This is a genomic window from Roseicyclus sediminis (genome assembly GCF_025515305.1).
GTDB lineage: Bacteria > Pseudomonadota > Alphaproteobacteria > Rhodobacterales > Rhodobacteraceae > Roseibacterium > Roseibacterium sediminis.
The window spans coordinates 72,808-92,414 of sequence record NZ_JAOPHT010000013.1 but is presented as its reverse complement, the minus strand read 5'-3'; the positions used below and the strand labels follow the sequence as shown (position 1 = coordinate 92,414).

Sequence of the window (19,607 nt, the reverse complement as noted above, 5' to 3'; positions counted from 1 at the left end):
GGGGGGACATGCCGTGGCCGAACCTCGTGGAGTAGAGGGGCGCGTCTGCATCGTCACGGGTGCCGCGCGCGGGATCGGGCGCGCCATCGGCGAGGCGTTGCTGGACGAGGGCGCGAAGGTCTGTTTCGCCGATCTCAACGCCGCCCAGGTGGCCGAGGTGGCCGAGGCCAACCGCCAAAGGCTCGGCATCGGGGCAGACGCGGTGATGTCGGCGGGTGTCGACGTCCGCGACCGCGCCGGGATGCGCGACATGATCGAAAAGACGGTGGCGGCGTTCGGTCGGCTGGACGTCATGTTCAACAATGCCGGCGTGAACAAGCCGATGAACTTCATGGATGTGACCGAAGAGAACTGGTCCTTCATCATGGATGTGAACGGCCTGGGCTGCCTGATCGGGATGCAGGAGGCAGCGCGCCAGATGATCGCGCAGGGCGGGGGCGGCAAGATCGTGAACACCGCCTCCATCGCCTCGCGGCAGGGGTTCGACAACGTGGCGCCCTATTGCGCCTCGAAATGGGCCGTGGTGAGTCTCACCCAGTCGGGCGCGCGCGATCTCGCGAAGCACGACATCACGGTCACGGGCTTCGCGCCCGGAGTGGTGGCCACCGAGATGTGGGAACAGGTCGACCGCGACCTCATGGAGATCGGCGCGGCCGAACGCCCGGGGCAGGCGATGGAAGAGTTCTCCGCCGAAATCCTGAAGGGCCGCGTCGCGCGCCCGCAGGACATCACCGGGACCACCACGTTCCTGGCCTCGCGTGCCAGCGACTACATGACGGGACAGATCGTGATGATCGATGGCGGCATGACACTGGTCTGACGGGCGGGCGCCCGGAAGAGGCGCCGCCAAGAGGATGGGAACGCGCGCCGCTGGCCGCGTCCGCAAGGGGAGGAGTTCCGAATGGCCGACACGGCTATGAAATCGCTGGGTGGCGTATTGGCGCGGCAGGGCATCCTTGTCGCGTTCATCCTGTTCATGGTGGGCTTCACGCTCTGGAACCCGCGCTTCATCGACATCGACAACGTGTTCGGCGTGGTCCGCTCCTCGGCCATCCTGGGTGTCATGGCGCTGGGCGTGACCTTCGTGGTCATCGGCGGAAACCTCGACCTTTCGGTGGGCTCCATGCTGTCCTTCTCGGCCATCGTGGTGCTCGACCTGCACGAGAACCCCGCCTTCGGTCCCGCGCTGGCGATCCCCGCGATGTTCGCGATGACGCTGTGCCTGGGGGCGATCAACGGGTTCCTGATCGGGTATCTCAGGCTCAATTCGCTGATCGTGACGCTGGGGATGCTCTCGGCCATCCACGGCCTGACGCTCACCTATTCGGGCGGGCAGAACATGGACATCGCCAACCAGAACGACACCTGGTTCGACGTCTTCGGGCGCGGCTCGGCGCTGGGCATCCCGATCCCGGTCCTGATCTTCGCGCTGCTCGCGGCCATCCTGGGCATCCTGCTCGCCAAGACGCCGTTCGGCCGGAGGGTCTATGCCGTGGGCGGCAACGACACGGCCGCGACCTTCTCGGGCATCCCGCGCGCGCGGGTGGTGTTCATGACCTACATGATCTCGGCCTTCTGCGTGGCCACCGCCGGCCTGATCCAGGCCAGTCGCACGATGGGGGCCCAGAACACCGTGGGGCAGGGGATGGAGCTTGAGGTTCTGGCCGCCGTCATCCTCGGGGGCGCCTCGCTGCTGGGCGGATCGGGCACGATCTTCAAGACGGTGATCGGGGTCCTGATCCTCGGCTTCATCCAGAACGGCCTGCTGCTCGCCGGCCTCGAATTCTACGTCCAGTTCGTCGTGACCTGGATCATCATCATCCTCGCCGTCTGGCTCGATATCGCCACCAAGCGCGGAAAGCTCTGGTCGCCGATCGCCTGAGGAGGAGGACCCATGCAGAACGACACGGTCAAGAAACTGGTCAAGAACGGGGCGATCTGGGCCTTCATCGTCTTCCAGTTGGTGTTCTTCGAGGTGGCCGGGCAATGGTGGTCGCTCAGCGACAGCGCCTTCATGGACGCCGACAACATGCTTCTGCTGCTGAAGCAGTCGGCGCCCATCGGGATCATCGCGATCGGCATGACGGTGGTCATGATCAACGGCAACATCGACCTTTCGGTCGGCGCGACCTACGCGCTGGCGGGGATCGTGATGCTCGACTCGATGAACTGGCCCTTCATGGAGGCGATGGGCGATGCCGCGATCCCGCTTGCCTGGCTTTTCGCGCTTGTGACGGGATGCGTGCTGGGATTGATCAACGGGGTCGTGGTCTGGAAGACCGGCGTCGACGCCTTCATCGTGACGCTGGGCGCGATGCTGGGCTATCGCGGCCTGGTCTTCATGTACAACGGCGAGAACCCGACCTATCACCTCAACTGGACGATGGTCGATATCGCCGAGGCCGATATCCTCGGCCTGCAGACGCCCGCCATCGTGTTCCTCGCCGTCGTGCTGATCGTGTGGCTGGTGATGACGCGGACGGTTCACGGTCGAAACGCCTATGCCATCGGCGACAACCGCGAGGCTGCGGTCAACGCCGGCATCCGCGTCGGTCCGCATTTCGTCCTGAATTTCGTGCTGATCGGCTTTCTCGCCGCGCTGTCGGCCGTCGCCTTCTACTCGGGCAGCGGCTCGGTGAACCCCAATGACGGGATGCTGTTCGAGCTCTGGGCGATCACCGCCGTCGTGCTGGGCGGCACCAAGCTGACCGGCGGGCGCGGCTCGATCATCGGCACGCTCGGGGGCGTCATCGCGATCCAGCTGTTGAGGAAGGGCCTCGGCCATATCGGCGCGGACACCGAGACGGTGAACCTCGTCATCGGGACCATCCTGATCGCGGTGCTGTTCCTCGACCGGCAACTGAACCGCAAGGGCGCAGAGGAGTTGAAGGTATGACCGCGGATACACCGGCCCTCCGTCTCGAAGGCATCGTCAAGACATTCCCGGGCGTTCGCGCGCTCGACGGGGTCAGCTTCTCGGTACTGCCCGGAGAGGTCCATGCGCTCATGGGCGAGAACGGGGCGGGAAAATCGACGCTGATGAAGGTGCTCGGCGGCATCTACCAGCCCGACGCGGGCAAGATCTTCATCGACGAGCGCGAGACCGAGATGAAGGGGCCTCTCGAGGCCAAGGCCAACGGCGTGATGTTCATCCACCAGGAACTGAGCCTCGCGCAGGAATTGTCGGTGGCAGAGAACATCTACCTCGGAGAATTGCCGAGAAAGTCGTTCGGTCGCGTCGACTGGGACACGCTCTATTCCCGCACCGACGCGATCCTCGCGAAGCTGAAGGTGGGGTTCAACGCGCGCACGGTCGTGGGCGAGCTGTCGATCGCCAATCAGCAGATGGTCGAGATCGCCCGCGCGCTGACCGTCGACGCCAAGGCCGTGATCTTCGACGAGCCGACGGCCTCGCTGACGGATGCCGAGAAGGTCGTCCTGTTCGACGTCATCGAAGACCTGAAGCGGCAAGGCGTGGGGATCATCTACATCTCCCACAGAATGGAGGAGATCTTCCGCATCACCGACCGCATCTCGGTGCTGCGCGACGGGGAATATCGCGGCACGCTTGAAACGGCCGCCACGAACGAGGACGAGATCACGCAGATGATGATCGGCCGCTCGCTCGATCTCAGCCGCAATCACGAGCATGTGGAGTTGGGCCCGGTCGCCCTGCGGGTCGAAGGCCTTTCGTGCGGCCACCTGTTTCAGGACGCCACCTTCGAGGTGCGCGAGGGCGAGGTCCTGGGCTTTTACGGTCTCGTGGGGGCCGGGCGAACGGAGATCGCCGAGACGCTCTTCGGCCTGCGGAAGCCCACCGCCGGCCGGATCATCCTGAAGGGCGAGGAGGTCACGATCTCCTCACCGATCGAGGCCATCCGCAAGGGGATTTCCCTTGTCCCCGAAAGCCGCAAAGAACAAGGCCTCGTCCTCGGCATGAACTGCCGGGACAACATGACCCTTCCGCAGGTGGGCGACCTGACCGCCGGTCCCTTCGTGTCGGACGGCGCCGAGATCTCGATCTACGACCAGTATCGCGACCGGCTCCAGATCAAGAGCCCGAGCTGGCGGACCACGGTCGGCAATCTGTCGGGCGGGAACCAGCAGAAGATCGTCATAGGCAAGTGGCTGTCGATGCGCCCCGAGGTGCTGATCGTGGATGAACCGACGCGGGGGATCGACGTCGGCTCGAAATCCGAGATCCACAACCTCCTGAGGGAACTGGCCAAACAGGGATACGCCGTGATCGTGATCTCCTCGGAAATGCCCGAGGTTCTGCATGTCTCCGACCGCATCATCGCGATGTATCACGGCCGGATCATGCGGGAGTTCACCGCCGCCGAAGTGACCGAGGACAGTCTGATCCACGCGATCTCGGGGATCGCGGGGGATGCCGCCTGATGAAGGTCGGCTTCGCCGGGCTTGGCCGGATGGGCCGCGAGATGGCGGCAAATCTCGCGCGGGCCGGGGTCGAGCTTGTCTTGTGGAACCGCAGCCCCGAAAAGGCCGCGACGCTGGCCCGTGAGATCGGCGCAGAGGCGGTCGAAACCCCGCGCGAATTGTCTGAGCGCTGCGAGATCGTCGTGACGATGCTGGCCGACGATGCCGCCTCCGAGACTGTCCATTTCGGGGAAAACGGCCTTTTCGCCGGCTCGACCGCCCGCCATTTCGTCGAGATGGGCACGATGAGCCCCGATCACATCTTCGACCTCGCCGCCCGCGCGCCGGAAGGTGCCACCGTGATCGACGCGCCTGTCTCGGGCGCGACGCAGGCGGCGCGGCACGGGCAACTGCTCATCATGGCCGGGTGTGACGAGGCGACCGGCGGGCCCCTTCGCCCGCTCTTCGATGCGATGGGCCGCCGGACGGTGTTTCTCGGGCGGGCCGGGGCGGGGGCGGTCATGAAGCTGGGCGTCAACATGCTGATCCACGGGTTGAACCAGACCCTGGCCGAGGCGCTCGCGCTGACGAAAGCGGCCGGGATCCCCCGTGCGGCGGCCTTCGACGTGATCGAGGCCAGTGCCGCGGCCGCGCCGATGCTGTCCTATCGCAAGCCGCTCTATCTCGACGAGGCCGCGCAGGACGTGACCTTCACGGTGGCGCTGGCACGCAAGGACATGAGCGTGACGGCAGCGCTTGCCGAACGCCTCGGGGTCGCCCTGCCGCAGTCGGGCGTGACGCTCGCCCAGCTTCAGGAGGCCATCGCGGCCGGCTACGCCGATCGCGACATGGCCGCGATCGTGCCATTCATGGAGGACAAGACGCGATGAAAGCCGCGCTTTTCGCAGGGGGCTGGGAAGGCCACGACCCCAGCAATTTCGCCGATTGGTGCCGCGACCTGCTGACAGGCGACGGCTTCGAGGTCGATGTCTACGACACGCTTGAACCTCTGGCCGATCCCGAGAGCCTTTCGGACGTGAACCTGATCGTACCGATCTGGTCCTCTGCGCGTTCGGGGCATCGCGAGGAATTCGGCAACATGACCAAGCCGCAGGAGGATGGCCTGCTGAAGCTGATCGGCGAGGGCAGGGGCATCGCGGGCTGGCACGGCCACATGGGCGACGCCTTCCGCGACCGTCCGACCTATCATTTCCTCATCGGCGGTCAGTTCGTGGCGCATCCTCCGGGTTGGCCCGACAACCTTCAGCCGCGCGAGGACTACATCGACTACGAAGTGACGGTCACGCGGCCCGCCGACCCGATCATGGAGGGCGTGCGCAGCTTCCGCCTGACCTCCGAACAATACTACATGCTGGTCGATCCCTCGAACGAGGTGCTCGCGACCACGACCTTCTCGGGCGATCATCTTTGGTGGATCGAGGGCACGGTGATCCCGGTCGTCTGGAAACGTCGTTGGGACAAGGGCCGCGTCTTCTATTGCTCGATCGGTCACGAACTCGATGACCTGAAGCATCCCGAAGTCACGAAGATCCTGCGCCGCGGGATGTCCTGGGCGGCGCGAGGCTGAGACCTCCGGCTGCTGATCGGGCCGCACAGGTCCGGGCACCTTCCAGCACTCCATGATCGGCGGCGTCCGGCCGCCCGGGGACAGGCCGATCCGGGCCCGTTGTCTCGGCGCGACTCGCGGCGCCGACGGCATATGCCCGACGCGATCTTTCCATGGAAAGGTCCGTTTCCGCGCAAAAATACAATTCCAGGTTGAATTTCCCGCATGAACGGACGGTGTGGGCCTCTTTTCGGTCCCATACTTTCAAGGATGTCGGGTCTCCGGTGAGACCTGGCTCCGATCTGCGCCGCTCGCGGTGCGCCATGCAAAAAACCTTGGAGTCCTTAACATGCTTCGCAATTTTTTCCTTCGTCTTCGCGATGACGAGCGCGGTGTCACGCTCGTCGAGTACGGTATCGCCCTCACGCTGGCCGTGATCGTCGGCACCGCCGCTCTGACCACGCTCGGCAACGCCGTCGACGGCGAGATGGGCCAGGCCGAAGGCCTGATGACTGCCAACGACCCCGTCGTCGAAGGCTGATCCCGAACCATCCAGGTCAGCGGCGCGTCTCTCCCTGCGCCGCTGACCGGCCCCCTCCCATGAAATGCGCGCCGCCCGAACTGGAGCAAGCAAGATGCAGCTGACCTCGATCCTCCTGGCCGCACTGGGGCTGTCGGTCGCCGGCGGCTCCGCCTACCTCGCGCACGGCTACATGCAGGCGAGCACCGTGGCCCCGCCCGTCGTCGAGACGGAGCCAGACCTCGTGGAGGTGATGATCGCCGCCCGTGACATCGGCTTCGGCGACGCCATCGAGGACGGCATGGTGGTTGCGCAGGCCTGGCCCGTCGGCGCGCTGCCCAGCGGCGCCTTCACCCGCCTCTCCGACATTCTTCCCGCCGATGGCGGCGAGCCGCGCCGCTCCCGGACCTCGATCGCGCGCGGCCAGCCGATCCTGGCCGATCATGTCTCGGCCTTTGGCGAGCGCGTCACCATCGTCCAGACCCTCAGCGAGAACGGCCGGGCCATGGCGATCAACGTCAACGCCGAGACCGCCGCCGGCGGTTTCGTGCGTCCCGGCGACTATGTGGACGTCGTCCTGACCCAGGGCACGGGCGAAGACATGAGCGCCGCGACGATCCTTCAGAACATCCGCGTCATCGCCGTCGATCAGGACGCCGACCAGCAGTCCGACGCGCCGCAGGTCTCCCGTACGGTCACCGTCGAGGTTACCGCCGACCAGGGCCAGTCGCTCGCGCTCGCGCAGCGCGCCGGGCGGCTGAGCCTGATGCTCCGCAACTACGGCAGCGCCGATGAGAGCCTGCCGCGTGCCATCCGCCTCTCCGACATGCTTCTGGGCGAGGAGGAGGAGATCGTCGTGGTGGAAGAGCCCGCCCCTCCGCCCGCGCCCCCCCGTACCGTCACCGTGCGCCGCGGCGTCGAGGTCGAGACCGTCGCCATGGAAGGCGGCACCTGAGTGGAAGATGACCAGGACGAGTATGGACCGATGAAACCCCTTCGTTTCCTCATCTCCCTCAAGCGCAACGAGGAAGGCAGCTTCCTCACCATCTGGGGCGTCTCGCTCGCGGTCCTGCTGGGCTTCCTCGCGCTCTCGTTCGATCTTGGCCGTATCGGGATCACGCAGACGGAACTGCAATCCTACGCCGACAGCGTCGCGCTGGCCGCCGCGGGCGAACTCGACGGCGGCGCCACCGCGATCGACCGGGCCACCGCGGCCGCCGCGGCGATGATCAGCGACGAGCAGACCTTCGCGGACGGCAACCGCGTTCTCTCCGGGCCGCTCGACTACACGCTCACCTTCCTGTCCGTGCTTCCGCCCCTCGACACCATGCCCACGTCGGCGGTCACCACAGATCCCGAGCAGGCGCGTTACGTGCGCGTCGACGTGGCGGCCCGCAGCGTCGGCTGGACCTTCGGCGCGGCCTTTCGTGGCCTGCGTGGCGAGGAGGCCGCGGCACGCTCGACCGTCCGGGCCGATGCCGTCGCGGGCTTCACGCAGATCGCCTGCGATATCTCCAGCATGATGATGTGCCTGCCCGACGGCTTCGATGCCTCGCGGGAGGTCGGCACCGCGGTGCGCCTGCGCGCGGGCGGCGGCAGCGGCGGGCAATGGGGCGCGGGCAACTACGGTTTCCTTCAGCCCACGGGCGGCGCCACCGCCACGGACCCCGCCGGGGCCTGTGCCGGCCTGAGCTCGGGCAACGAGGAATGGTGCGTCCTGGCCGCGCAGCGCCCTGTGACCACCTGTTTCGAGATGGACGGCGTCGACACGCGTCCGGGCCAGTCCGTCGGCCGCCTTGCCGCCGCGGTCAACACCCGGTTCGACATCTACGAGGGCGTTCTCAATTCCCATCGCGGCGATCCCCGCTTCGGACCCGCGCCGAACGTCATCAGCGGGGTGAGCATCACGCGCCGCGGCAACGGCCAGTGCAACATCGACCAGGTCGAGGCGGATGATCCGCTCTACACCGTCCCGCTTCCGGCCGACGATTGCTTGATCAGCGAAAGCTGCACCGGCGGCCGTTTCGGCGACGGCGACTTCGCGTCGGGCTACGCCAACTACGTCGCGACCAACTACGGCACCGCGCCCGAATGGTTCCCCGACTATCCGACCACCCGCTACGGCATCTACCTCGCCGAAATCGCCAACGCGATCGACGGCGACGTGCTGACGGGCCGGCAGGAGACGGGCGCCCCGGTGTGCAACGCCGAGAACGCATCGGCCGACCCCGAGCGCCGGGTCATGATCGTCGCGGGCATCGACTGCGAAGCAAATGCCGTCAGCGGTGCCTCGACGGGCGTTCCGGTCGAAAGCTGGGTGCGCGTCTTCCTGCTCCAGCCGGCGGACAACGTGACCAAGGACATCTTCGTCGAGATCCTCGGCAGCGCGGGTGCCGGCAGCGGCGGCAGCGGCACGGTCCGCGATGTCGTCCGGCTTTACAGGTGATCGCCATGCCGCTTCTCACCCCCATTTCCAGAACGGCCCACCTCTTTTCCCGCGACGAGCGTGGTGCGGCGCTGGTGGAATTCGCGCTCCTGCTGCCGATCCTGCTGCTGTTCTTCGCCGTCACGGTCGAGGGCGGGCGGATGATGTGGTCCTACCAGGCAGCGAATGCGGGCGTCCGCGATGCCGCCCGGTTCCTCGCGCGTTCGGCCCCCTATGACATTTGCGCGCCCGGCAGCTCGCTGGCGGACCACGTGGCGGGCCTCGACACCGACCTCGAAACCATCGTCGCGGAGGCGAACTCCGGGACCGGCCTCTATCCCGGCGGCGTCACCGTCGAGGAAGTGACCTCGGCCCTCGATTGCATCACTGGCACCTTCCGCAACTCGCCCGTCGGCGTCGTGCGGGTGACGGCGACCGTCCGCATCGATCTCCCGTTCGGCCGGCTCATCTCCATGTCGGGGGCTGCGCGCCCGTCGCTGACCGCCGAGATCAGCGACGCGCAAAGGGTGTTCGGCTCATGACCCCGCGTTTGCCCCACCTTCCGCGCCTCGCGCGCTTCACACGGGACGAGCGCGGCTCGACGCTCGTGGAATTCGCGATCGTCTTCGTCCTGTTCCTCGTCTTCCTTTTCGGGCTGATCGACTTCGGCCGGATGGCCTACAACTTCGTCGTCGCCGACAAGGCGATGCAGGTCGCCGCGCGCATCGCGGCGGTTCGCCCCCCGGCCTGCGCCGGCGTGCCCGAGATCAACGGGCGCGGGTCGCTCATCGGTACGCCGCCTTACCGGTTCGGCACCTCCTGCGGCGAAGCGCGCGGCATCTGCTTCGAGCCCGCCGACGCGGTCGTGACCTGCGAAGGGAACGCCGCCAACGCCACCGCGGCCGAGATCTGGTCGGTGATCGGCGGCGCGCTTCCGTCGGACGCGCGGATCGATCACCTGCGCTTCAGCTACACGTTCAACCCCGACCTCGGCTTTCTCGGCGGCCCCTACACGCCGGACGTGACCGTGGAACTCGCGGGGACCGCACCGGGCGACGAACAGCTGCGTTTCGCCTTCATTCACCCCCTGGCCGGCCTGCTGTCGATGAGCGGCGCGGGCACTTCGCCGGGGGCACTCACATCCATTCCCTTTCCCAGCATGAGCGTCTCCCTCCCCGGAGAGGACCTCGCGCATGGGGGCGGGGCATGACACCGCGGCGAGAGGATCCGACCATGACCGAACACGCCAGAAACATCGTCCTGCTTGCGAAGGACCCCAAGATCTCGGCGATCGTGGGCCGCGCGCTCGAGGGGGACAAGGACGCGGTTCTTTGCGAACGCGACGTCGCCCTCCACGAGATCGGCGGCAGTGCCCTCGAGCCCATCCGTAAGGACGGCATCCTGATCTTCCGCACCGACACGGGCGACGATCGCGACCTTGCCGCCGTCGCCGCGCTGCGCCGGGAGATCGGAATGAAGGAGCCGCTGATCGCCATCACCGGTGCCGACGCGTCCCTCTCCGAGGTGCGGCGCCTGATGCAGGCGGGTGTGAGCGAGGTCCTGCCGGACTCGATCAACGCCGAGGAGTTCCGCGAACTTCTGCGGAAATGGACCGTCGAGCCCACCCGGAACGAGCCGGAGACCGGTCGCATGGGCCGTGTCATCGCGGTAGCGCAAGCGCGCGGCGGCGTCGGCTCGACCACGGTTGCGGTAAATCTCGCCGACGCGCTTCTCGCCCGGGGCGGCGGGTTCAGGAAGCGCGCGGGCAACCGTGTGGCGCTTGTGGATCTCGACATCCAGCTTGGCGATGTCGCGTCTTTCCTCGATCTCGAGCCCAACGAAGCGCTTTACGAGCTGGCGGTGAACGGGATCGAACCCGATGCCACCTTCGTCGCGCAATCCGTGACGCAGCTTCCCTCGGGCCTGTCGGTGCTGACCGCGCCGGCGCGTTTCGCCCCGCTGGACGCGCTAAAGTCGGCTCAGATCGCGCGGCTCATCGACAACCTCCGCAAGACGCATGACTACGTGGTCGTCGACCTGCCCGGCGGCCTGGTCGAGTGGATCGATGCGGTTCTCGAGCGCGCCGACCGCCTCTTGATGGTCACCGATTGCGCCGTGCCGTCGATCCGCCAGGCGCGCCGCCTCATCGATTTCTTCTCGGATGCGCACCTTGGCCTGAAGATCGAGGTCGTGATCAACCACGAGGCCAAGCCCATGCTCCTGCGCCGCCACCATGCGGCCGCGGAGAAGGTCCTCGAACGCGAGTTCCGCCATTGGCTGCCCGATGATCCGGGTGCGGCGCGCGCCGCGCTCGACCGTGGCGTGCCCCTGTCGGGGATCGCATCGCGGTCGCGCCTTTCGAAAACCATCGCCCGCATGGCGCGGACACTTGCCGAAGCGCTCGCGCAGCGTGAGGCGGCCGCCGAAACCGTCGCACACTGAGGAGCAGCAGATGTTCAAGCAATTTCCCCGCCGTCCGGATCAGGCCGAGGCCTCCGTGGTTCCGCTCCATGCGAACGCGGGTGGCCAGGCGATGGCCGACCGCCGCTCCGACGATCCGCGCCAGTCGACGTCCGAAGAGCGTGAGCTGATCGCGTTTCTGGAGCTCAAGGGACGGCTGCACGAGGCGCTTCTGGATCGCCTGAATTTCGCGGTGATCGACAAGATTATGCCCGATGAGTTGCGCCGCGAGGTTGCAGGCCTCGCCGAGGAGGTCCTCGCGGCAGAGAACAGGCCGATGCGCGGCCCCGATTTCCAGCGCCTCGTCGATGAGCTCTTGCACGAGGTGCTCGGGCTCGGGCCGCTCGAGCCGCTGCTGGCCGATCCGACGGTGAACGACATCCTCGTCAACGGGCATTCGAGCGTCTACGTCGAGCGCGCCGGTATCCTCGAGCGGACACCCGTGCGGTTCCGCGACGAAAAACACCTGTTGCGGATCATCGACAAGATCGTCTCGCGCATCGGCCGCCGGGTGGACGAGTCGGTTCCGTGGGTGGACGCGCGCCTCGAGGACGGCAGCCGGGTCAACGCGATCATCCGCCCCTGCGCGATCGACGGACCGTCGATCTCGATCCGGAAGTTCTCGAAGATGCCCTTCACGATGGAGGGGCTGGTCGCGCAGGGCGCGCTTTCGGAGGAGGCGGCGGGCCTTCTGAGAGGGCTCGTGCGGGCGCGTTTCAACATCCTGATTTCGGGCGGCACGGGCTCGGGCAAGACGACCATGCTCAATGCCATGTCGGCCAGCATCTCGGACCGTGAACGCATCGTCACGATCGAGGATGCGGCCGAGCTTCAGCTGCAGCAAAGCCATGTCGTCCGCCTTGAGACACGCCCGCCGAGCCCCAACGGCTCGGGCGCCGTCGCCCAGCGCGACCTGGTGCGCAACGCGCTGAGGATGCGGCCCGACCGGATCATCGTGGGCGAGGTGCGGGGTGCTGAATCCTTCGACATGCTGCAGGCGATGAACACGGGCCATGACGGCTCGATGACCACGGTCCACGCCAACTCGGCCCGCGACGCGCTGGGCCGGATCGAGCAGATGGTCTCGATGAACGGGCTCGACCTGCCGCTCTCGGCGATCCGCAGCCAGATCGCCTCGGCGCTCCATTTCGTCGTCCAGCTCTCGCGGATGGCGGACGGGCGGCGGCGCGTCACCGCGATCTCCGAGATCACCGCCATGGAAGGTGATGTCATCGCGATGCAGGACATTTTCGTCTTCCGCCGCAAGGGCGTCTCTGCCGATGGCGAGATCCTGGGCGAGTTCACCGCGACCGGCATCCGGCCCCGCAGCGCCGAGGCGCTCGCCGCCGCCGGGATCAACTTCGCCGACAGCCATTTTGCCGTGAAGGGATAGCGCCATGCAGACCGCCTTCCTCGACATCGATCCGAGCTACCTGCTCTTCACCCTGATGGCGCTGGGCATCTTCCTCGCCTTCACGGGCATCGTGCAGCTGCTGACGCGGCGGGAAAGCGGGGCCGACGCCCGCAACCGGCGCATGCGGCTTCTGGAGAAAGGCGCAACCGCCTCCGAGATCCGCGCGATCCTCAAGCCGGGCGCGCGGGGCGCTTCGGGGCGCCTGCCGGCGCTCGCCACCCTTTCGAAATGGCTGGACCAGTCGGGCCTTGGCCTCGACATGAAGCGGTACCTCGCGCTCTGCCTTGTTGCGGGGTTTGGCTCGGGTGTCGGGGCCACCGTCTTTCTGCCCGCGTACCAGGCGCCCATGATCGGCCTTCTGGGCGGCATCGTCTTGCCGCTCGGTGTCGTTCTCGCGGCGCGCAAGCAGCGGATGGACAAGATGGTGCGCCAGTTGCCGGACGCCCTCGACCTCATGGCGCGGGGCCTGCGCGTCGGGCATCCGCTCAACACTTCGATCGGCGCCGTGGCCCGCGAGATGGCAGATCCCGTCGCCTCGGAATTCGGGCTGATCTTCGACCAGATCAGCTACGGCGACGACCTGCCGGACGCATTCCAGGAATTCGCCGAACGGATCGATCTGGAGGACGTCCACTACCTGTCATCGAGCATCGGCATCCAGCACGGCACAGGCGGCGATCTCGCCCGTGTCATCAGCGTGCTGTCGCGCGTGATCCGCGACCGGATCGCGCTTCGACGCAAGATCAAGGCGATCTCCGCCGAGGGGCGGCTGACGGCGTGGTTCCTGTCGCTGCTGCCGGCGGTCATCTACTTCATGACCTCGACGACCTCGCCAAGCTATTACGCCGACGTCTCCGGCGACCCGCTCTTCGCTCCGCTCATGGCCTCGATCATCGGCCTCACCGTGCTCAACGCGCTGGTTCTCTGGAAGCTTGTGAGCTTCCGCGTCTAACCCCCGGAGGTGCCAATCATGGACCGCCTGACAAACTCGGTGTTCAACTTCTACAACTCGCCCGACGAGTTCATTCCCCTCGGCATCGGGATCGGCATCTTCATCCTGTTCATCGCCGTGTCCGCGATGTTCAGGGACCGCAATCCCGCGGCGGCCCGTATGGCCCGCATCGGGGGGAGCCGGGCCGACGCGCGACGCGACCGCGGGTTCCTGCAGGCCGCGGACGCCGATCCCAGGGGACTTCTGAAGGGCTTCGTGCCCGCGGACCGGACCAAGCGCTCCCACCTGCGCCGCAAGCTCGCCCAGGCCGGCTTCTCGAAGTCGAGCGCGCTGCGCAACTTCACGCTGCTCAGGATCGCGCTCGGTCTGCTGCTGCCGGCGGTATTCCTCGGCCTCGTCGCCCTGGCCGAGCAATCGGACATCGATCTGCCGTTTGCCATCGACGCCCGGCTGGCCCAGCTTGGCGCGGGCCAGATCATGATCATCCTCGCGGCACTCACGGCGCAGGGTTACTACTTCCCGATGCTCTGGCTGAAGGATCGGGTGAACGAGCGTACGGAACGCATCGAGATGGGCTTTCCCAACGCCCTCGACCTTCTGCAGATCTCGGTCGAGGCGGGCCTCGGGTTCGACGCCGCGATGACGCGTGTCGGCAACGAACTGGCCGGCGTGTCCCCCGATATCGCGTTCGAATTCCTCAGCGTGCAGCGCCAGGTGCAGGCGGGCAGGGCGCGGGACGCGGCGCTTCACGACATGGCCGACCGAACCGGCATCGAGACCGTCCGGTCCTTCGCCAATGTCGTCCAGCAATCCATGCAGTTCGGAACCAGCATGGCGGACGCGCTCGAGACCTATTCCAAGGAAATGCGCGAGATGCGCGAGACCCGTGCGCAGGAAATGGCGAACAAGTTGCCGGTCAAGATGTCGGCCGTCCTCGCCAGCCTGATGCTCCCCGCTCTCGTGATGCTTACCGTGGGGCCGGTGGTGATTCGCTATATCCGCTACTTCTCGGGCTGAACCGATGCGAATCGTGCGAAGCGGCTTTGGGAAAGCGGGGCGAGAAAGTGTCCGAAATGCGGCGAGAACGTGGCGGTGACAGCCGGGTGCCGGCAGTTACAGCCAGAATGGTGGACAATTGGTTTGGGTCATCTGAATTATCTCCAGTATTGCGACATATTCCTGCCCACTTGATAACACATTTCAAAATGGTTAACGTCAAAACATTATCAAAGTTAACGATTTCCCGGATTAACCAGTTCGCCCTGATTTGAATTGTTCGCACCTCGTGCGATCCATTGGTCCAGGAATTTTGGCATGAACTATTGTGTTTCTGTGCCGCAGGCCGCGTCTTCCGTTCGAAGCGGCGAAATCGGGTTGGTTTCCGCAATCGCGCAATGGTGTGAATGTGTGCAGGGTAGGGCTCCGGTCAAGGATGCCCTTGCGCAGCTGGCAACCGCTCTCGATGCCGAAGTGATCGCGCTTGGTCGTATCTCGCGTGAAGGCGCCGGCAACAGGTCCGTCGTGGTCCATGATGCGGGCAACAAGGCGCCCGCGCTCGAGCGATCCTTCGCGGATGTCGTCCTCGGCCCATATTTCCGTCAGCCGAGGCCCGGTTCGGTCTGGTTCAAATCGCTGACCGATATCGAGAGCGATCCCCGGCTCGAAACCTTCCACCAGCGCCGGAGGTTGAACGAGCTGGCCGTCATCCCGCTGTCGGTCGCCGAGAAATCGTCGATTTTTCTGGAGATCCACTTCTCTAGTCATCGTGGGTCCGGGCAGCACGCGCTGATCAACATGGTGGCTGCGACCCTCGCCGATACGTGGTCCCGCAGGCGCCCCGGCCTGATGACGGAACTCCTTCTCGCCCGGCGTTCCACGAGCCCCTCGGGCGAGACTGATCTCATGAGCCTGGAGAACCCCGCGCGCCTCAGCCGGGCGGAATTCCGGGTATGCCTGCTTCTGAGCCGCGGCCTGTCGAACAAGCGGGTCTGCGCCGAGCTCGGGATATCCGAGTCCACCCTTCGGACCCATCTGCGCAGCATCTACGCCAAGTGCGACTGCAGCAATCATTCCGAGCTTCTGTTCCGCCTCCTGTCACCCGCGCCGACCCCGTCGCCGCAGGCTCGCAGGGTCGCCTGAGGAGCACGCCTTGGACTTCCTGCCCCTTCTTCTTCTGGCGCCGATCCTTGTTGCGACGGCCTATTTCGACCTGCGCTACATGCGCATTCCGAACTGGCTGGTGCTGGCGGCGGTGGCCCTTTTCGCCCTCAGCATGCCGGTGCTCGACTGGCCCGAAATCGCCGCGCGCCTCACGGCGTCCGGACTGGTCTTCGCCGCCGGAGCGGCACTCTTCGCGCTGCGATTGTTCGGCGGTGGCGACGTCAAGATGATGGCCGCGCTGATGCTGTTCGTGCCGTCCTCGAACTACACGATCTTCGCGCTCGGCTTCTCGGTGGCGATGCTGGCGGGAATGGCGACGGTGTTCGCGCTTCGGCAGGTGCCGTTGCTCGGCCATTCCTCGTGGGTCGCCCTGCGGGGAAAGGGCACCTTTCCCATGGGGGTGTCGATCGCAGGCTGCGGTCTTCTCCATCCGCTAGCGGTCCAGCTCTTCGGCTGATCGACGCGGGGTGCCGGGCCATGGCTCACCTGGCCGGGGGGCGGGGCCTTTCCGATGCCGCCCCCCGATCGTGCAGACGAGGCCCCGCGCTAGGGGTCCAGTTCGACATGCGGCACGCCATCCGAGGTCCGCTCCCTGGAATGGCCGTCCGGCCCCACCTCGACCCGGATCCGCTTGCGCAGGTTCGAGAAACTGTCGAAGCGGACCACGTCGACCGCCTCGTCGAGGTCGAGCACCATCCGGACCCATCCGGGCCGCAGCTGATCGGCTGTCAGCACCGTCGCCGTGAACGGCTGCCCGAGGTAGCGCCCGCTCACCCGCCCGCCGGAAGCCCAACCCTGCGGATGCGCATCGCGCCGCGCGGCGTGAAGCGCGTTCCAGTCGCGGAAGCCGTGCCGCTGCGCGATCCTCTCCAGCGCCTGCGCGTGGCTGATGGCCTCGCCCCGGGCGGCAAGGTCCGCCCGCAGCAGCTTCGCCTCCTCTTTCGCGTCCATGATTGTCGGTCTGTTGCGTGTCATGCCCGTACCTCCGCCGTTGTGGTGAATAGACCCCATCGCAGGGATTGCGCCCGTGCCACCCGTGTCAGGACGAGCGCCGTCAGCCCGACAAGCAGGACCTCCGCCAGAGGTGCGGCGAGCCAGATGCCCGGTTCGCCCACCGAACTCGCCAAGGCGAAGGTCAGCGGCATCGAGAAGAGATAGGGTTTGGACAACCCCAGGACCGCCGCGCGGCCCGCGTCGCCGATGGCCTGGAAGTGCATGGCGATCATCATCAGTGGACCGGCCGCGAAGAACCCGGCCGAGATCACGGGAAGGATGCGCGCGACCTCTCCGATGACGATGGGATCGGACACGAAGAACGCTCCGATCGGCGCCGCGAAGACCGTCATGCCGGCCTGCAGGACGAGGCAGTAGCCGAACGCCGCAAGAACGGCCGTGCGCAAGCTCGCGTCGCTGCGCCGGAAGGCTCCGGCACCGTAGTTGTTGCCCGTGATCGTCTGCATCGCATGTGCAAGCCCCAGAAGCGGCAGGAAGGCGAAGGTGATCAGTCGCGTGATGATGCCATAGGCCGAGACCGTGGCGTCGTAGTCCGGCGCCTCGACCCATTGAAGTGCTGCGATGATCGCCCCCGATCCCAGCGCGAGACCGAGGAAATTGAGGCTCTGCGGAGCGCCGAGCACGAGTATCGGCCGCCAGCCCTCGAAGGGCGAATGCCGCCAGAGCGCGGACAACCTCAACCCCGTGCCGCCGAAGATGCGGAAGCCCAGGATGATGGTCAGCGCCAGCGCCTGCGCCATCGCGGTGCCGTAGGCCGAGCCCGCGACGCCCATGTCGAGAACGCCGATCAGGACGTAGTTGAAGCCGATGTTGGCAAGCGACACCAGAAGGCTCATCGCGGCCATGAACATCACGAGACCCTCGTTGCGCAGGGCATCGGAATTGACCGAGAGCACGAAGATCAGGGGCGCGGCGAAGACGGTGATGCGCAGGTAGGTCAATCCCATCCCGGCCAGCGTCTCCGACCCGCCGGCGGCCAGCAGCGCGACGCGCTCCCCAAGGCCGAGAAACACCGCGATCAACAGCAGCCCCATGAAGACGGCCAGCCCATGCGCGCCGGCATAGGTGGCGCGCGCCTCCTCCATGCGCCGCGCACCCAACTGGCGGGCGAGGATGCTGGACATGCCCGAGGACACCAGCGTCGCCAGCGCCACGACCAGCATGTAGAGCGGGAACATCAGCGTGACGGCGGCCAAGGCGTCCGCGCCGGCGAAGTGGCCGAGAAAGAGCGCATCGGCCACGGCGAGAAGGCCGTTCATGCCCATCACGAAGATGATCGGAAGCGCGGTGCGCGCGTAGATCGGCCCCAGGGGGCCATCGAGAAACGAATTGCTGTGGGACGACGACATGACCCCGTGTTCCTTCCGGCTCAGGTCGCGCAAGGACTGGACGGGGCCCGCATTACCATCCGCGCGACAGGTGCCGAGGATGACGAAGATCGTGTCTGATACAGAACTTCACCGTGACGAAGTGTCGGCGGGCGGCGGGCGTCTGTGGCCTGGGGCGCTCCTAGTCGGGGCCGCGCGGCCTGTCAAGTGCGCCGGGTTCGGAGACAGATCGGCTTCGCCGCGCATGGGTCGGACCCTGTGCCGGGACCGGCCGGCCCTCCGATGGGCTCTGCATCCGCGCGCAATCTCCCTGCGCGGGGGAGGGGTGCGGGCGGAAGCGGCGCTGCCTACGTTGCGGTGATCAAGATACGAAACCGGAGACTCGCACATGAGCTGGAACCCTTCCCTCGACCCCGACTGCCCGACGGGGGACGCGGTGGACGCGATCGAGACGGTGATCGTGCCCCGCGCCCGGGATCTCGGCGATTTCGAGGTGCGCCGCGCCTTGCCGGCACCGCGCCGCCAGATGGTGGGACCGTTCATCTTCTTCGACCAGATGGGACCCGCCGAGTTCATCACGGGGCAGGGTATCGATATCCGGCCGCACCCCCATATCGGGCTTGCCACCGTCACCTACCTCTACGAGGGCAAGTTCCATCACCGCGACAGCCTCGGCACCGACCAGTGGATCGAACCGGGCGCCGTGAACCTTATGACCGCCGGACGCGGGATCACCCATTCCGAACGGATCGACGGCGAGATGCTCTCGCAGCCCTATCGCCTGTCGGGCATCCAGACCTGGATCGCTCTGCCCAAAGGGGCCGAGGACGGACCGCCCGCCTTCGTCCATGCCGGGCGGGACGAGCTGCCGATGCTGGACGGCGAGGGCAAGCGGCTCCGCCTGATCCTCGGGTCGGCCTACGGCGCCAGGGCGCCCGTGCCGACGGCGTCGGAGATGTTCTATCTCGACGCGGTGCTGGAGCCGGGGGCGAAACTGCCGTTGCCGGACGATCACGAGGACCGCGGCGCCTATGTCGTGCAGGGGGCCGTGACCGTGGCGGGCCAGGAGTTCGGCGCGGGCCGGATGATGGTGTTCCGGCCGGGCGACCGCGTGTCGATGACAGCCGGCCCCGGCGGCGCGCGTGTCATGCTGCTCGGCGGCGCGACGCTGGAGGGGCCGCGCTACATCTGGTGGAACTTCGTCGCCTCCTCGAAGGAGCGGATCGAGGAGGCCAAGGAGGCCTGGCGCGCCGGCGACTGGGAGCATGGGCGGTTCCAGCTTCCGCCAACCGACAGCGAGGAGTTCATTCCCCTCCCTGAACGGTAACGGCCCTTCCGCCCGAACGGGCGGGTCAGGCGACGCGCCCGCCCTCCGACGCCTCTTGCC

Annotated in this window: 20 protein-coding genes; 18 read left to right on the top strand and 2 right to left on the bottom strand. The window is 66.7% G+C overall.

Annotated features, from left to right (window positions below; all coding sequences use genetic code 11):
* The first annotated feature begins 13 nt into the window (after window positions 1-13).
* The 17 genes from N8I71_RS15655 to N8I71_RS15575 all read left to right on the top strand — a co-directional run bounded on the left by N8I71_RS15655 (window position 14) and on the right by N8I71_RS15575 (window position 16,335).
* Complete coding sequence (locus N8I71_RS15655; protein WP_262878947.1) at window positions 14-820, top strand: SDR family oxidoreductase; 807 nt, start codon at window positions 14-16, stop codon at window positions 818-820.
* An 81-nt stretch (window positions 821-901) separates the two neighbouring features.
* A complete protein-coding gene (locus N8I71_RS15650; RefSeq protein WP_262878946.1) occupies window positions 902-1,882 on the top strand; it encodes an ABC transporter permease in 981 nt (326 codons plus the stop codon).
* A gap of 12 nt (window positions 1,883-1,894) precedes the next feature.
* Window positions 1,895-2,896, top strand: coding sequence for an ABC transporter permease (locus N8I71_RS15645; protein ID WP_262878945.1), 1,002 nt, complete (start codon window positions 1,895-1,897; stop codon window positions 2,894-2,896).
* Window positions 2,893-4,401 carry a sugar ABC transporter ATP-binding protein gene (locus N8I71_RS15640; RefSeq protein WP_262878944.1) on the top strand — a complete coding sequence of 503 codons (1,509 nt, stop codon included), beginning with the start codon at window positions 2,893-2,895 and terminating at the stop codon, window positions 4,399-4,401. Before N8I71_RS15645 ends, N8I71_RS15640 begins: the two co-directional genes overlap by 4 nt.
* Complete coding sequence (locus tag N8I71_RS15635) at window positions 4,401-5,270, top strand: NAD(P)-dependent oxidoreductase (RefSeq protein WP_262878943.1); 870 nt, start codon at window positions 4,401-4,403, stop codon at window positions 5,268-5,270. Before N8I71_RS15640 ends, N8I71_RS15635 begins: the two co-directional genes overlap by 1 nt.
* Window positions 5,267-5,968, top strand: coding sequence for a ThuA domain-containing protein (locus N8I71_RS15630; RefSeq protein WP_262878942.1), 702 nt, complete (start codon window positions 5,267-5,269; stop codon window positions 5,966-5,968). Before N8I71_RS15635 ends, N8I71_RS15630 begins: the two co-directional genes overlap by 4 nt.
* A gap of 328 nt (window positions 5,969-6,296) precedes the next feature.
* Window positions 6,297-6,488, top strand: a complete 192-nt coding sequence (locus N8I71_RS15625; RefSeq protein ID WP_262878941.1) for a Flp family type IVb pilin — start codon at window positions 6,297-6,299, stop codon at window positions 6,486-6,488.
* 94 nt (window positions 6,489-6,582) lie between these two features.
* Window positions 6,583-7,422: a Flp pilus assembly protein CpaB gene (gene cpaB, locus N8I71_RS15620; protein ID WP_262878940.1), complete on the top strand. Its 840-nt coding sequence runs from the start codon at window positions 6,583-6,585 to the stop codon at window positions 7,420-7,422.
* A 30-nt stretch (window positions 7,423-7,452) separates the two neighbouring features.
* Entirely contained in the window at window positions 7,453-8,913 is a 1,461-nt protein-coding gene (locus N8I71_RS15615; RefSeq protein WP_262878939.1) for a Tad domain-containing protein, read from the top strand.
* A gap of 5 nt (window positions 8,914-8,918) precedes the next feature.
* Window positions 8,919-9,434 (top strand): TadE/TadG family type IV pilus assembly protein, encoded by a 516-nt coding sequence (locus tag N8I71_RS15610; protein ID WP_262878938.1) that lies wholly within the window; start codon window positions 8,919-8,921, stop codon window positions 9,432-9,434.
* Window positions 9,431-10,102, top strand: coding sequence for a TadE/TadG family type IV pilus assembly protein (locus N8I71_RS15605; RefSeq protein ID WP_262878937.1), 672 nt, complete (start codon window positions 9,431-9,433; stop codon window positions 10,100-10,102). Before N8I71_RS15610 ends, N8I71_RS15605 begins: the two co-directional genes overlap by 4 nt.
* Before the next feature lie 23 nt (window positions 10,103-10,125).
* The gene (locus N8I71_RS15600) at window positions 10,126-11,334 is read left to right on the top strand and encodes an AAA family ATPase (protein WP_262878936.1); all 1,209 of its coding nucleotides are present in this window, start codon (window positions 10,126-10,128) and stop codon (window positions 11,332-11,334) included.
* Window positions 11,335-11,344: 10 nt separating this feature from the next.
* Window positions 11,345-12,745, top strand: a complete 1,401-nt coding sequence (locus tag N8I71_RS15595) for a CpaF family protein (protein ID WP_262878935.1) — start codon at window positions 11,345-11,347, stop codon at window positions 12,743-12,745.
* A gap of 4 nt (window positions 12,746-12,749) precedes the next feature.
* Window positions 12,750-13,718, top strand: a complete 969-nt coding sequence (locus N8I71_RS15590; protein ID WP_262878934.1) for a type II secretion system F family protein — start codon at window positions 12,750-12,752, stop codon at window positions 13,716-13,718.
* Window positions 13,719-13,736: 18 nt separating this feature from the next.
* Window positions 13,737-14,735, top strand: a complete 999-nt coding sequence (locus N8I71_RS15585) for a type II secretion system F family protein (RefSeq protein ID WP_262878933.1) — start codon at window positions 13,737-13,739, stop codon at window positions 14,733-14,735.
* A 390-nt stretch (window positions 14,736-15,125) separates the two neighbouring features.
* Complete coding sequence (locus N8I71_RS15580; RefSeq protein WP_262878932.1) at window positions 15,126-15,857, top strand: helix-turn-helix transcriptional regulator; 732 nt, start codon at window positions 15,126-15,128, stop codon at window positions 15,855-15,857.
* A 10-nt stretch (window positions 15,858-15,867) separates the two neighbouring features.
* Window positions 15,868-16,335 (top strand): prepilin peptidase, encoded by a 468-nt coding sequence (locus N8I71_RS15575; protein ID WP_262878931.1) that lies wholly within the window; start codon window positions 15,868-15,870, stop codon window positions 16,333-16,335.
* An 89-nt stretch (window positions 16,336-16,424) separates the two neighbouring features.
* On the opposite strand, the gene N8I71_RS15570 is transcribed toward N8I71_RS15575, so the two are convergent.
* Together N8I71_RS15570 and N8I71_RS15565 are read right to left on the bottom strand one after the other, a co-directional pair.
* Complete coding sequence (locus N8I71_RS15570; RefSeq protein WP_262878930.1) at window positions 16,425-16,853, bottom strand: glyoxalase superfamily protein; 429 nt, start codon at window positions 16,851-16,853, stop codon at window positions 16,425-16,427.
* Window positions 16,850-18,241, bottom strand: a complete 1,392-nt coding sequence (locus N8I71_RS15565; protein ID WP_262878929.1) for an MATE family efflux transporter — start codon at window positions 18,239-18,241, stop codon at window positions 16,850-16,852. The genes N8I71_RS15570 and N8I71_RS15565 overlap by 4 nt, the downstream gene beginning before the upstream one ends.
* 367 nt (window positions 18,242-18,608) lie before the next feature.
* Here N8I71_RS15565 and N8I71_RS15560 point away from each other — a divergent pair, with 367 nt between their 5' ends.
* On the top strand, window positions 18,609-19,547 hold the full coding sequence (locus N8I71_RS15560) for a pirin family protein (protein WP_262878928.1): 939 nt from the start codon (window positions 18,609-18,611) through the stop codon (window positions 19,545-19,547).
* Window positions 19,548-19,607 lie beyond the last annotated feature (60 nt).

What these genes read in the sequence shown, in the direction of transcription:
- N8I71_RS15630 (WP_262878942.1), top strand. Translation starts at nt 5,267, where the DNA reads ATGAAAGCCGCGCTTTTCGCAGGGGGCTGGGAAGGCCACGACCCCAGC.
- N8I71_RS15635 (WP_262878943.1), top strand. Translation starts at nt 4,401, where the DNA reads ATGAAGGTCGGCTTCGCCGGGCTTGGCCGGATGGGCCGCGAGATGGCG.
- N8I71_RS15615 (WP_262878939.1), top strand. Translation starts at nt 7,453, where the DNA reads ATGAAACCCCTTCGTTTCCTCATCTCCCTCAAGCGCAACGAGGAAGGC.
- N8I71_RS15590 (WP_262878934.1), top strand. Translation starts at nt 12,750, where the DNA reads ATGCAGACCGCCTTCCTCGACATCGATCCGAGCTACCTGCTCTTCACC.
- N8I71_RS15650 (WP_262878946.1), top strand. Translation starts at nt 902, where the DNA reads ATGGCCGACACGGCTATGAAATCGCTGGGTGGCGTATTGGCGCGGCAG.
- N8I71_RS15585 (WP_262878933.1), top strand. Translation starts at nt 13,737, where the DNA reads ATGGACCGCCTGACAAACTCGGTGTTCAACTTCTACAACTCGCCCGAC.
- N8I71_RS15570 (WP_262878930.1), bottom strand. Translation starts at nt 16,853, where the DNA reads ATGACACGCAACAGACCGACAATCATGGACGCGAAAGAGGAGGCGAAG.
- N8I71_RS15565 (WP_262878929.1), bottom strand. Translation starts at nt 18,241, where the DNA reads ATGTCGTCGTCCCACAGCAATTCGTTTCTCGATGGCCCCCTGGGGCCG.
- N8I71_RS15595 (WP_262878935.1), top strand. Translation starts at nt 11,345, where the DNA reads ATGTTCAAGCAATTTCCCCGCCGTCCGGATCAGGCCGAGGCCTCCGTG.
- cpaB (WP_262878940.1), top strand. Translation starts at nt 6,583, where the DNA reads ATGCAGCTGACCTCGATCCTCCTGGCCGCACTGGGGCTGTCGGTCGCC.
- N8I71_RS15605 (WP_262878937.1), top strand. Translation starts at nt 9,431, where the DNA reads ATGACCCCGCGTTTGCCCCACCTTCCGCGCCTCGCGCGCTTCACACGG.
- N8I71_RS15610 (WP_262878938.1), top strand. Translation starts at nt 8,919, where the DNA reads ATGCCGCTTCTCACCCCCATTTCCAGAACGGCCCACCTCTTTTCCCGC.
- N8I71_RS15640 (WP_262878944.1), top strand. Translation starts at nt 2,893, where the DNA reads ATGACCGCGGATACACCGGCCCTCCGTCTCGAAGGCATCGTCAAGACA.
- N8I71_RS15645 (WP_262878945.1), top strand. Translation starts at nt 1,895, where the DNA reads ATGCAGAACGACACGGTCAAGAAACTGGTCAAGAACGGGGCGATCTGG.
- N8I71_RS15560 (WP_262878928.1), top strand. Translation starts at nt 18,609, where the DNA reads ATGAGCTGGAACCCTTCCCTCGACCCCGACTGCCCGACGGGGGACGCG.
- N8I71_RS15600 (WP_262878936.1), top strand. Translation starts at nt 10,126, where the DNA reads ATGACCGAACACGCCAGAAACATCGTCCTGCTTGCGAAGGACCCCAAG.
- N8I71_RS15625 (WP_262878941.1), top strand. Translation starts at nt 6,297, where the DNA reads ATGCTTCGCAATTTTTTCCTTCGTCTTCGCGATGACGAGCGCGGTGTC.